This window comes from Stenotrophomonas sp. SrG, assembly GCF_050031795.1.
Lineage (GTDB): Bacteria > Pseudomonadota > Gammaproteobacteria > Xanthomonadales > Xanthomonadaceae > Stenotrophomonas > Stenotrophomonas rhizophila_A.
This window is the reverse complement of the sequence record NZ_JBNBBE010000006.1, coordinates 36,399-48,319: the sequence shown is the minus strand read 5'-3', so window position 1 is coordinate 48,319 and position 11,921 is coordinate 36,399. Positions and strand designations below refer to the sequence as shown.

13 protein-coding genes are annotated in these 11,921 nt (G+C 67.1%); 8 read left to right on the top strand and 5 right to left on the bottom strand.

What is annotated here, in order from left to right:
* Positions 1-120 precede the first annotated feature (120 nt).
* The 8 genes from ACQG3P_RS07250 (at position 121) to ACQG3P_RS07215 (ending at position 5,136) form a co-directional block, all read left to right on the top strand.
* Positions 121-732, top strand: coding sequence for a hypothetical protein (locus tag ACQG3P_RS07250; protein WP_249832884.1), 612 nt, complete (start codon positions 121-123; stop codon positions 730-732).
* 192 nt (positions 733-924) lie between these two features.
* Positions 925-2,085, top strand: a complete 1,161-nt coding sequence (locus ACQG3P_RS07245; RefSeq protein ID WP_426804647.1) for a PrgH/EprH family type III secretion apparatus protein — start codon at positions 925-927, stop codon at positions 2,083-2,085.
* 22 nt (positions 2,086-2,107) lie between these two features.
* Positions 2,108-2,434, top strand: a complete 327-nt coding sequence (locus ACQG3P_RS07240; protein WP_320457441.1) for an EscF/YscF/HrpA family type III secretion system needle major subunit — start codon at positions 2,108-2,110, stop codon at positions 2,432-2,434.
* Positions 2,435-2,511: 77 nt separating this feature from the next.
* Positions 2,512-2,793, top strand: coding sequence for a type III secretion system inner rod subunit SctI (gene sctI, locus ACQG3P_RS07235; RefSeq protein WP_093533434.1), 282 nt, complete (start codon positions 2,512-2,514; stop codon positions 2,791-2,793).
* Positions 2,790-3,635 carry a type III secretion system inner membrane ring lipoprotein SctJ gene (gene sctJ, locus ACQG3P_RS07230; protein WP_426804646.1) on the top strand — a complete coding sequence of 282 codons (846 nt, stop codon included), beginning with the start codon at positions 2,790-2,792 and terminating at the stop codon, positions 3,633-3,635. The genes sctI and sctJ overlap by 4 nt, the downstream gene beginning before the upstream one ends.
* The gene (locus tag ACQG3P_RS07225; protein ID WP_426804645.1) at positions 3,625-4,179 is read left to right on the top strand and encodes a hypothetical protein; all 555 of its coding nucleotides are present in this window, start codon (positions 3,625-3,627) and stop codon (positions 4,177-4,179) included. The genes sctJ and ACQG3P_RS07225 overlap by 11 nt, the downstream gene beginning before the upstream one ends.
* Complete coding sequence (locus ACQG3P_RS07220; RefSeq protein ID WP_426804644.1) at positions 4,163-4,849, top strand: hypothetical protein; 687 nt, start codon at positions 4,163-4,165, stop codon at positions 4,847-4,849. The genes ACQG3P_RS07225 and ACQG3P_RS07220 overlap by 17 nt, the downstream gene beginning before the upstream one ends.
* Positions 4,849-5,136: a hypothetical protein gene (locus ACQG3P_RS07215; protein WP_320457436.1), complete on the top strand. Its 288-nt coding sequence runs from the start codon at positions 4,849-4,851 to the stop codon at positions 5,134-5,136. Before ACQG3P_RS07220 ends, ACQG3P_RS07215 begins: the two co-directional genes overlap by 1 nt.
* Before the next feature lie 38 nt (positions 5,137-5,174).
* On the opposite strand, the gene ACQG3P_RS07210 is transcribed toward ACQG3P_RS07215, so the two are convergent.
* The 5 genes from ACQG3P_RS07210 to ACQG3P_RS07190 all read right to left on the bottom strand — a co-directional run bounded on the left by ACQG3P_RS07210 (position 5,175) and on the right by ACQG3P_RS07190 (position 11,905).
* Positions 5,175-7,091, bottom strand: a complete 1,917-nt coding sequence (locus ACQG3P_RS07210) for a DUF885 domain-containing protein (protein WP_426804643.1) — start codon at positions 7,089-7,091, stop codon at positions 5,175-5,177.
* 153 nt (positions 7,092-7,244) lie between these two features.
* A complete protein-coding gene (locus ACQG3P_RS07205; RefSeq protein WP_068853557.1) occupies positions 7,245-7,922 on the bottom strand; it encodes a DUF502 domain-containing protein in 678 nt (225 codons plus the stop codon).
* Positions 7,923-8,051: 129 nt separating this feature from the next.
* Positions 8,052-8,507, bottom strand: coding sequence for a DUF4442 domain-containing protein (locus tag ACQG3P_RS07200; protein ID WP_426804642.1), 456 nt, complete (start codon positions 8,505-8,507; stop codon positions 8,052-8,054).
* Between the two features lie 96 nt (positions 8,508-8,603).
* Complete coding sequence (locus tag ACQG3P_RS07195; protein WP_426804641.1) at positions 8,604-10,244, bottom strand: CHASE2 domain-containing protein; 1,641 nt, start codon at positions 10,242-10,244, stop codon at positions 8,604-8,606.
* Complete coding sequence (locus ACQG3P_RS07190; RefSeq protein WP_426804640.1) at positions 10,241-11,905, bottom strand: FecR domain-containing protein; 1,665 nt, start codon at positions 11,903-11,905, stop codon at positions 10,241-10,243. Before ACQG3P_RS07190 ends, ACQG3P_RS07195 begins: the two co-directional genes overlap by 4 nt.
* Positions 11,906-11,921: the final 16 nt, after the last annotated feature.

Genomic DNA, 11,921 nt, shown 5'->3' with positions numbered 1-11,921 from the left:
ACTCTTACTGGGACCTTTGTACGACAGGCCATAGGGCAAAGCGCCAGTGTTTGCTATGACGTTTTTGCCAAGTCAAGGTCGAGCGCGTCACGTCGAGAGGCGGCAGCCTTGAATCAGACAATGAACTGGATGGGGCCGGCCAGTACTGATCGATTGGGAAGTTATCTTTTCCTTCACCTCATGACATTGGGGGCGATCCGTGCGGGCCTTGCTGAGCAGCTTGATGCGTCGCCCGCAGACAGAGATCTTATTGAGTTCCAGAGAAAAGTCGAGGCCGCAATTCTGAAGGTTGGCGTCCGTATTGGTCGATGTCGCTCTGCGCCAGACGGCTGGTATCACGGAGATTCAAAGTCTGAAAAGTTGACAGATGCGATGAGTGCTTCGCGCAAATGCATCGTAGAGTGTGCCATGAGGCTAGGCGGCCAGAGGCTGTTTGACGCGATCGCCAGCGCGATGTTACCTCGCCCTTTCTTGAGTTGTATCGCAGAGCGAAGTCCCGCATTGGCAGCGTCCATTGATCGAGCCGAAGAGGGGGCGATCAAGGTGGCTGAACTCCTGGATGGGGCGGAAATGCGGGACTTGGAGCGGGTTTTGAATCTGCAACTTGACGCGGGTAATGCACAGAGCTTGATCATAGGAATTCGCGACCTGCTCTCCATTCCGGAAGCTGTCAAATGGGGCTGTTACCCCACTCAGGTCGATCAAGTAACCCCGACCTCGGTGACGAATTAGTCACCGCGGTGGTGCGCTGCCCCGCTCCCGAGTGGGGCGGCACTACAAGAAAGTGCAGTGCTAGGACATTGAAATTATCTTCATGTAAGGGGTCCGGGGGAGCTGTCAGTCTGCGCGTCGTCGCCGCAATGCCCTGTGCACCGGCACTTCCGATCCCGCATTCCCCGGACTCCAATGCTCCCCGCGCACAAGTTGAAACTGCTTTCCGGCCAGCTCGATGGCGTGGAATTCACCCTCTCTCCCGGTGATACCGTCTTCCACGTCGGCCCGGCCCGCACCCTGCAGCAGGGCCAGCTGGGCGCCACCCTCGCCAATGCGGACAACGTGTTCTACATCCCCGGCGATCTGGCGCCGGCCTCGTTCCGCTTCCACCTGGGCGACGACAGCATCACGCTGGAAGTGCGCGCTGAAGGGGCCGACGTCTGGAGCCCGCAGGACCTGCCACTGAATTCGGTGGTGCACGTGGCAGGCCTTGCGCTCGCCGTGCGTGCCGACACCGATACCTGGTCGGCGGCCGTGTTGGACCACCGCCTGCCGGTGCTGGTCGACGAAGGCACGCCCTACACCCCGGTAATGCGCCCCACGCGCGGTGCCGGCGCCCGCCGCTGGATTGCCGTCGCCGCACTGGTGATGGTGGTGGGCGCCGGCGGCTGGTGGCTCTACGACCGCCAGCGGCCTGCCACGCAGGTCCGCACGCTGGAAGCGGTACTGGCGAAATCCCCCTACAACTACACCGTGGTGCATGACGCCGACGGGCGCCTGTATGCCTTCGGCGACAGTGCCGAGGCCGTGGCCTGGGGCCAGCGTGCCAGCCAGCGGGCAGGGCGGCTGCAGGACCAGTACCGCGAGCGCCACGTGGAGGCCGCGCGCATCGGTGCCGTGCTCGACAGTGCCAGCGTGCCTTACGCGGTAATCCGCCTGCGCACCCCGCAGCGCCCGGAAGTGGTGATCACCGCACTGGGCTTGAACGATGCCGAGCGTCAGCGCCAGGTGCAGGCCCTGCTCGTACCGCAGATGCCGTACGCGGCCAGCATCGATGTGCGCCTGGTAGGCGATGGCCAGCTGGTGGCCATCGCGCGTGACGAGCTGCGCGCGCGTGGCATTACCACCCGCACCGGCAACCATGCCGGCCGGGCCAGCATTTCCAACGATGTGTTCCTCGATGACGCGTCGCTGCACGCCATGGCGCAGTACCGCGACGATTTCGTGCAGCAGTGGGGCGAGCGCCGCGTGCGCATCAGCATCCGTTTGTGGGACGACCTGCTCAAGGGGCGTTCCTACCAGTATTCCCAGGACCAGCTGCTCTCGGTGGGCGAAGGTCGCTGGGATTTTTCTACGGCAGGTAGCCGTTGACCTTTCTTCCGGAGTAACTGTAATGACTACAACACCCGTTGGTACCACGCCCGTTCCGGGCGACGATTTCGATGGCGATGTCCAGGGCCCGCAGTGGGGCTGGTTGGGCGATCACAGCGACCGATTTGACGCGGGGGTAACGACCCTGAAGAAGGCGCTGGACGACGCGTTCAAGAAGATTGCCGGCGACGGCATTCCTGGCGGCGACGAGGGTGACCCGACCAATCCGGCGCATCTTGCCGACTATCAGACCGCCCTGTCGGCCTACACCACCTACCGCACGCTGCAGTCGAACTCGGCCAAGAGCCTGTCGGACATGCAGAAGCAGAACGCCCGCAACCTGGGTTGATGACCTCCTGTGCCGGCAGCGGTGCTGCCGGTACCAGGACCCTATGCGGATGTTCCGCAGGAGATGCACCCTTGCAAGTGACACAGATCGCTACCGAGATCGACGTGGTGGGCGGCGCTGAAGGCGCCGCCGTACCGCTCTCGGATCGCATGAGCCAGGCGTTGGCCAACGGCTACGTCAGCGCCGGCAATGATCTGGCCTCGATCCAGGCCGCCAGCAACAATCCCGCCACCGCATCGAGCCCGGCTGCGCTGCACGAGCTGCAGCTCAACCTGGCCGATTACACCAAGCGCATGATCGTCGCCGCCGGACTGGCCAACCACGCCAACAAGACGGTGGAGACGCTGCTCAAGTCATGAACATGCCGCCTTTTGCGGTGGCCGTGCGCCGCCTGAGCCGGTGGCGCGTGGTGCTGCCGCTGCTTGCGCTGGTGGTGCTGGTTGGCTGCGCGCGCAAGCCATTGCTGGAAAACCTGGACGAGCGCCAGGCCAATGAAGTGATTGCCGTACTGCTCCGCCATAACATCGACGCCGAAAAGCTCAACCTGGGCAAGGGCGGCTACCAGGTTCAGGTGGGTCCGCGCGATCTGCCCGAAGCCATTGAGCTGATGCAACGCAACGACCTGCCATCGGCGCCGCGCAGTCAGGTGTCGGCGGCGTTCCCGGCCGATTCTCTTGTCAGTACGCCGCTCGGTGAGCGTGCGCGGCTGATTTCGGCAGTGGAACAGCGTCTGGAAGAGTCACTGCAGTTGATCGATGGCGTGCAGTCCAGTCGCGTGCACCTGAACTACGATGCCAACCTGGGCACCGAAGGTCGACGTGCCGAACGCCGGCGTATGCACGTGGCGGCCGTAGTGGCGCATGAGCCAGGTGTCGATGCGGAAGTGCTGTTGCAGACCGTGAAGCGCTTCCTGCGCAACACCTTTGATGGCGTGGAGTACGACAACGTCTCGGTGATCCTTACCGAGGTCGAGGGGCCGCGGACGCTTGCCGTGACGGCCGGCAACGAACGCAGCCTGCCGCTGGCCTGGGTGCTGCTCTGCGGTGGCCTGGCCCTGATGTTGCTGCTGGGCGGGTGGGTGCTGGTGCGTCTGGTGCCGGCGGTCGGCAACCGCCTGCGCACGGCATGGCAGCGGGTCAGCGCGCGTGGCACCGGCACTGGCACTGGCGCAACCGGCTGGAGGCGCTGGCGTGGCGCATGATGCCATGCACATCGCTTATGCCCCGGCTGCCTACTACCGGCCGTGGCGGGCGGTGTACGCCGACGCCTCCCTGGATCAGCAGCGCTGGCTCAACACCACGTTGATCCGCCAGCGTCGCCTGCCCATGCCGGCAACGCTGGCGGCTCCCGCGGACGTGCTGACGCGGCGGTTGATGGGCCTGTGGCCCAGGCTGCCGGAGGTGGCCACGCTCATGGCGGCCGCGCGGCTGCGTGACTGGCTGGCGTCGCAGCGTGGCTGTTCGGCATTGCCGGCCACGGTGCAGGCGTTCATGCGGGCCGATCATGCGAGGCAACCGGGGGGCTGCGTGCAGGCGCCCGTACCAGCAGATCTCTCCAGGGTGCTGCTGGTCTGGGGCGGCGTCGAGCTGCAGCCGTTGGCACCGCTGCTGCCCGCCTGGCTCTCCGCGCGGCTCTCCCTTCCTTTTGCGCCGATGGCGGGCGACACCCTACGCCCGCTGCCGCGTGAACGTATCGATCTGGACCTTTTCTGGACGGCGGTGACCTATGTTGAAAAGCTTTCCTGAGCACGTGCTGGCGCATGCGCAGGGCGGGGTGATCGCGCCCAGCGCGCTGGGCCAGGCGGCACGGGCCGACCAGCTCGAATCCGCCGCGCGGCGCCGCGCCTCGGCTGTGTTGGGGGCGTTGCCCGAGCAGGTGGACGCCGCCATCGCACAGGCGCGCGTTGATGGATTCGGCCAGGGTTACGCCGACGCCATTGCCGAGGCGGTGCCATTGCTGGCGGCCGCGTTGGGCGATGTACAAGCCACGCGTCAAGCGGTACTCGGCCAGGTGCGTGAAGTGATCTCCGCAAGTCTTGCCGCTGAAGGCGTGGACGCGGCCTTGGTGGTACGTCGCTGCGAGCAGCTGCTGGTTACGGCCGAGGCGGGTCTGGTGCTGTACGTGCCTGGGCAGATGCCTGCACTGGGCGAAACCGTGCTGGCGCAGCTGGCGACGAAGGCCGACGCTCCGCGTGTGCAGGTAGTAGCGTCCCGGTCGGCGTTGCCGATGCTCAAAGCCGGTCCGTTGTTGTTTGAACTGGACCCGGTGGGCGCGATGGCCGCCGCCGTGGAAGCCAGCGTGGATGCCAATGCACTGGAAGCGGCCGCGCGCCAGCGTGCCGGTGCCTACGTGAGCGGGATCGACGCCCGCCTCAAGCGATTGCCCTTACCCCTGACCCCGATTGGAGTAGATTGATGATGCTTGAAAAACTGGGGGCGATGGCGCCCCCCAACACCGCTACGGTGGAGGGCCAGAAGCAGACGCTGATGCAGCGCATGCAGGCCGCGGTGGACGATCCGTCCATCAACCCACCCGAGCCTGGCATCAACCCGCCGGAGCCCGGTCACGACATCAAGCCGATCGCGCCGGACATGGCAGAGGTGACCCGGGAAATGGCCGCGAAGTTCTTCCGCGACGAGTTCATGCGGCTGATGATCTTCGGCGATGAGGACATGCTCGGCGCCAAGCCCGACGACGTGTGATCTGCACTGCGGGCCGCAAGTGCGGCCCGCACTCCGTTTCAACGCGACGGCGGTGCCTCGCTGGTGGCCGGCGCGGCCAGCCAGCGCTCTATCTTCGCCTCCAGGATATCCAGCGGCATCGAGCCATCGCGCAGCACCTCGGCATGGAACCGGCGCGGATTGAACGCCGCACCCTGCGATGCCTTGGCCTTGTCGCGCAGCTCCATCATCTTCAGCTCGCCCAGACCATTGGCCAGAGTCTGGCCGGGCAGGGCCATGAAGCGCTCCACCTCGGCGGTGGCATCTTCCACCGGCATGTCGGCGGTCTTGACCAGATAATCAACCGCCTGCTTCTTGCTCCAGCCCTGCGCGTGCACGCCGGTATCGGCCACCATGCGCGCACTGCGGGTCAACGCACCCTGCAGGTAGGCGATCTTTGCGTAGGGATCCTGATAGACCCCCAGTTCGTCACCCAGCGATTCGGCATACAGGCCCCAGCCTTCCACGAAGGCCACGTCGCCGCCGAGGCGGCGGAAGCGCGGCAGCTTGTCCAGTTCCTGCTGCAGGCCCAGCTGTACGTGGTGGCCGGGAATCCCTTCGTGCAGGTACTGCGCCGGCGCCGACCAGGTGCGGCGGCTGGGCAGGGCATTGGTGTTCACGTACAGCACGGCCGGGCGCATGCCGTCGGGCAGCGACGGCTGGTAACTCACGGCGGCAGCGCTGGCGGCGCGGTCGGCTTCCACCGGGCGGATTTCAAACGGTGCCTTGGGCAGCGTATCCAGCAGCGAAGGCAGGCGCGCGCCCACCTGCTGCTGCAGTTGCTTGTAGCGCATCAACAGCGCATCGGGCGTGGCGTACTGGAAGTTCTTGTCAGTACGCATGCTGCGCAGCAGCTTCTGCTGCGAGCCGCGGATGCGGTTTTCCTTCATCACTGCCGTGATCTGTTCCTGCAGGCTGGCCACGCGCTGTTCGCCCAGCGCGTGGATCTGCTGCGGGGTAAGCGTGCTGGCGGTGCTCTGGACGATGTTCTGGGTGTACCACGCCACGCCATTGGGCAGTGCGGACAGCCCATCGGTTTTCCGGGTGGCCGGCAGGTATTCGGTGGCGATGAAGCCGCGCAGCGCGCGGTAGGCCGGCATCAGCCGGTACTCGATCATGCGCTTGTAGTCGGCGGTGATGCGCGCCTTGTCTGCTTCAGGGAAATCGTCGGGCATGTTGCGCACCGGCGCCCAGAAGATGCTTTCCTCCGCCGTGGGCTTGATCACCGCATCCAGCTGCGGCAGCACCTTCTCCATCAGGTCGCGCGGCTGCACCACGCCGGCACGCATGCCCTCGCGCATGTTGGCGATGGCCTGGTCGAACAGTGGCGGAATGCCCAGCGAACGCTTGGACCAGGTGTCGTAGTCCTGCACGGTGTTGAACGGCTGCGCGCCCGAGCCGGAACCCAGGATCGCCATGATGCTGCCCAGGTTGTAGTACTGGCTCACCGGCAGCATCCAGCCCGGGTACTTCTCGGCGGCCAGCGACATGCGCGCATCGCGCACGAAGATCTGGTAGCTCAGCAGGTCCTGGCCGGTGAGGCCGTCCGGGCCGATCTTCTCGACCTTGCCCAGCCATTGTTCGGTGAAGTCATGCGACTGCTGGCGGTAGGCGGCCGAGAGGATGTTCGGCAGTTGGTCGTTGTGGCGGGCATCGCCCTGGAACGTGGCCTGCAGCGGGTTGAGTCGCATCGAGGCGTCCCAGTACTCGTCGTAGATGCGCTCGAGCTGGGCGGCCTTGGTCTGCTGGCGCACCAGCGGCTGCCGCGCGGGGGCTGCGGCGGGGCGGGCGCGGGGTTTGGCCTTGGGCTTGGCCTGGCGCGTCTGTGCGGCGGCGGGCCGGTTGGCCTTCTTCTTGGCGGCTTCGGCCGGGGCAGCGGCAGTGAAGACCAGCAGTGAGGCAATCACGAGCGCCAGGGCACGGGCGGGGTGGGGCATCGAATGCTTCCGTAAATCCTATACAGACCGGGGAGCTTGCCTGATTCAGCCGGACACAACCACCTCAGCGCCCCGCTCAGGATGCCGGCGTACAGCGTAGAGACACGCCACGCGCGTCCCACGCAGCGCGGGCCGAAGCCCGAAAACCCCTATTCAGCGCTCGCCAGCCCGCGTAAACGGCACGGTTTCAGGCGCCACAGCCCCACCGGAGATGATGAAGCTCATCGCCTGGTCCACTGTCCAGTCGGTCGGGGTCAGCAGCTCCACCGGCACGATTTCCAGATACCCGGAGGTCGGGTTGGGGGTGGTCGGCACATACACGGCCGCCAGCTCGCGGCCGGTGCCCTGTTCACGGATCACCCGGGTGACCAGGCCCACCGCCTTCATGTCCCGGTGCGGGAAGTCGATCAGCACCACGCGCTGGGTCGTACCCGGCTCGGTCTGCAGCATGTCCAGAAGTTTCTTGGCGCTTTCATAGATGATGCTGGCCAGCGGAATGCGCTTGATCACCGCACCGAACCAGCGCAGCAGGCGCTGGCCGATCACGCGCCGGCTGAGCACGCCCACGCTCAGGATGACCAGCAGCGTGGCCAGCAGCCCGAACACGTTCTGCATCCACTCGACCTTGACCCAGCCCAGGTAATGCGGGAACGAGGCGGCGATCTGCGCCGACAGCGGCACCACCACCGGGCTGCTGATGCCCGAGAGCAGCACGAACACGAACTTGATGACCACCCAGGTCAACCAGATCGGCAGCAGGGTAAGCAGGCCGGTCAGGAACAGGCGCTGCAGGGAGGGGCGCGGTACGAGGTGGGGGGCTTCAGGCGACATCGGCGCATTGTAGCGGGGCGCGGGCCCGGTTTACGCGGCCAGCCACCGCAGAATGCGTCCTGTCGGGGAATGCTGTGTTGACTGCGGTGAAATGGACTGGATCACGATTGCCGCTCGACCGGCCGCACGTCAAACGCGCGCCTGTGGCTTCAACCGGATGTACACCTGCTTGCGCACCCGCGCCACGACTTCACCCTGCGCATCGACGATGTCATTGCTGAACCAGTGCAGATACTTCTCACCACCGGCGGTAGCTGCCCGCAACTGATCCAGCAGCGCCTCATCCAGCCGGAACTCGGCGGTTACCGTCCCACGGCCAGGCTTGAGGAACTCGATCTCACCCGCCCGATCCCACACGTAGTAATCGCGACCCAGGTTCTGCATGACGGTCAGCATCCAGAACGGATCGGTCATGGCGAACAGGCTGCCGCCAAAGTGCGTGCCCACATAGTTCTTGTTCCACGGCCGCATCCGCAGCTCCACCCGGACATACCGGTAGTCGGGCGTGACCTCGGTGACGTGGATGCCGGCAAACAGGAACGGCGGCCACAGGTTGAGTCCATGGCGGAACAGGCTGGCTTTCATATCGCGGGCAAGGGGCAGGGGAGGTATCGAAAGCTTACCATCCGCAACCGTATGGTGTGCAATCCGCAGCGCGGTAGAGCCAAGCAGGGCGCGGTTCTATGCGTTTTCGCCCATGCCCGATTCGCCGGTGGCGTAGCCGTCGCGACCTGCGGCCTTGGCGCGGTAAAGCGCTGCGTCGGCGCCTTCGAAGTAGTGGCGCGGCTCGCTGCTGGCATCGGGGGTGTGGGTGTACAGGCCCACGCTGAGGGTGATCTGCGCGTGCGGCTGCGTGGCGGGCGACAGGTGCATGCCGCGTACCGCAGCGATCAGGTCTTCGACCACCTGCACGGCGCCTTCCAACGTCGTATCGGGCAACACCAGCGCGAACTCGTCACCGCCAAAGCGCGCGGCCATGTCGCGCGGGCGCCGCGCATGCGCGCGGATCTCGTTGGCGATCCGGCGCAGCACCGCATCGCCGGCATGATGCCCATGCAGGTCGTTGTGCTGCTTGAAGTGGTCCACATCGATCAGCACCAGGGTCAGCGGGCGACCACTGCGGCGGCCGGCATCATGCTCCTGCTGCAGGGTCTGTTCGAAACGCACGCGGTTGCCGAGCCCGGTCAAGCCATCGCTGTTGGCCTGCCGGCGCCACGCGGCGATCCGCCACAGCACCCACGCGCAGATCACCGCCAGCATGCAGGTCAGCGCTGCAGCGGGCGCGAACCACAGGTGGCCGGCACGCAGCAGCGCGAAGCTGGACAGCAGCGCCAGCGGCAGGGCCAGCAGGGCGCTGGCCACCGCGCGCGGCAGGGTCAGGCCCAGCGCACACAACGCCACCAGCAGCCCGCTGAAGGCTGCCTGCCATGAGGGCGCCAATACGCTGATCACATTCCCGGAAAGCAGCATCGACGCCACGTTGGCCTGGTATTCGGTGCCGCTCATCCAGCGCTCGCGGGTGGTCGGGGTAAGCAGGCGCGGGGTGATGCCGCTGGCGGTCATGCCCACCAGCACCAGACGGTCGTGCAGTATTTCCGGCGCGACATCGCCGTTCAGCACATCCGCGTACGACACCTGCGGGAAGCGATCGGGCGGGCCGGCGAAGCGCACGCGCACGTAGTGGTTGCGGTGCCATTGGTAGGGCGCGTCATGGGGTGGGCGGGTATCGATCAGCCCGGGCAGCGGTCCGCGCGTGTTGGCCAACGCCAGGCCCAGCGCAGGCCAGTGCGGTGAGCCGATGCCTGCGGTGAGGTACAGCCCGCGGGTAACGCCATCGGCCTCAACCTCCACATCGCTGTGGCCCAGCATCGAGGCGTTGGCGGCGATCAACGGAATCGGCAGCAGTTCCTCGGCCATGCGCGGCCCGCTCGACGGCGCGGCCAGCACCGGCAGCACCACATGCCCATTGCGGCGGATCGCCGCCGCCAGTTCGGCATCCTGCGCGCTGTCCTGGCGGTCCGGTTCGGACAGCAGCAGGTCCAGCACCACGCGCTGGCTGTCGGCTGCGGTCAGGCGGTCCAGCAGCCGCGCATGGGTCGAACGCGGCCACGGCCACTGGCCGAGCTGCTGCAGGCTGCTGTCGTCGATGGCCACCACCAGCAGGCGCGGATCGGGCGTGTAGTCCCAGGACCCGACGTAGGTGTCGTAGATCGCTTCATCCTGCTTCCAGAACCACTGCCCGTGGCTGGCCACCGCCGCCAGCACGCCCACCAGCACCGCGAGCACGATGCGCCGGGGCCAGGAGAGCGTGAGCGGCCTCACAGCAGCAGGAGCAGCAACAGGGCGCCGCCGGCGGCCCCCTGGCAGGCGCGGCAGGGCAGTTCCACCTGCTGCGCCGACGAGAACGGGCCGGCATGGCCATCGTCATCGATGACCTGCACGCGCACGTGGAGGGTGCCGCGCCACGGTCGCTTCAGGGTGACCTCCGGTTGATCCACCTGCTGGTCCAGCAGCGGCTGGGCGAAGTCGCCACGCCGGTCGAGCTGCACGCGGTAGCGCTGGCCGGGTGCGCCTGCCTGCCAGCGCAGGGTGAGCTGGCCCTTGGCTGCCTGCGGCGGCTGCAGGGCAGGGTCCACCGGCGCGTCGCTGATGCCCAGCGCCACCGGCTGGCCGAAGCGGCCGCGGTGTCCGTTGCCGTCGCGCGAGGCCGCGCGCCAGAAATAGTCGCCGGGGGGCAGGTCTTCGGCAGCACGCACGCGGGTGCCGCGCCCTTCCTGCTCCAGTACCGGCTGCAGGAACTGCGGCTCGGTGGCAACCTGCAGCACGGTGCTGGCGGCGCCTTGCACCTGGCTCCACTCGAAGCGCGGGCGCGGGCTGGTGATCGTTTCGCCATTGACCGGGCGCACCGTGAGCGGCGGCGCAGGCTGGTCGCGCACTTCGAAATCGGCCTGCGCATCCACGCCTTCCACGCCATCGGCACTGACCGCACGCACCAGCAGCCGCAGCAGGCCGGCGGGCAGGTCGGCTACGGTCATGGTGGTGTCGGCGGTGTCCCTGGCGAACACTAGGATCTCCGGCTGATCGGCGCGCACTACTTCTACCCGGTACTGGGTGGCCTGCGCTACTGGTTCCCACGCAAGTTGGGCCGGTAGTGGGTCCAGACGCAGTCCAGTGCGGGCCAGAACAGGGGCGGGCAGCAGCGTCTCGGGCATGTCGGGACGGGCGTCCAGCGTCCGGTTGCGGGTGGCCTGGCCGTGGGTAACCAGCCGCTCGCCGCGCCGGTTGCCGACCTGCACGCGGCCTTCCAGTACCTCGGTGGCGGCCATGCGGCCCTGACCGCCGGCACTGACCCGGAACTGCGTGCCACGCACGCTGCTGGTCGCGGTCGGGGCATCGATGATGTAGCGCGAGGCCGGGCCCTTGGCGGGGGTGACCCGGTTGCTGCTGCGGCCCTGTTCCAGGCGCAGGCGGGTGTCGACCATGCCGGTGTGGCCGTAACGGCTGAGCTGGTCCAGGCGCAGGTGCGAGTGCTCGCGCAGCTGCAGGCGCGAGTCGTCGGCGAAGGCGAGGGTCATGCTGGCATCTGCCCCGGTGATCAGGTGCGTGCCGATGCCCAGCCGTTCGCCCTCCACCACAGGGCGCAATGCACCACTGTCGCCCAGCCGGGCGTGCACCGCGCCGCGCACGGCCAGCACCCGGGCGGGCGCAGGCTGCACGCGCAGCCACGCGATGGGGAACCGGAGCGGAGTGCCCGGGGGCAGCCGGTAAGGGTCGGCGACACGGTTGTGCGCCTGCAGGTGTGCCCAGGGCACATCCGGCTTGAGGTAACGCCCGCCCAGGTCCCAGAGGGTGTCGCCGGGGCGGACCCGGTAGGTCCAGTCCTGGGCCAGCACGGGGAAGGCGGACAACAGCAGCCCCAGCAGCGTCAGCAGGCGGATCGAACGGGCGCGCAGGCGCGGGAAGCGGGTCGAACTCACGGTCATCTGTGCCCCTGGAGGC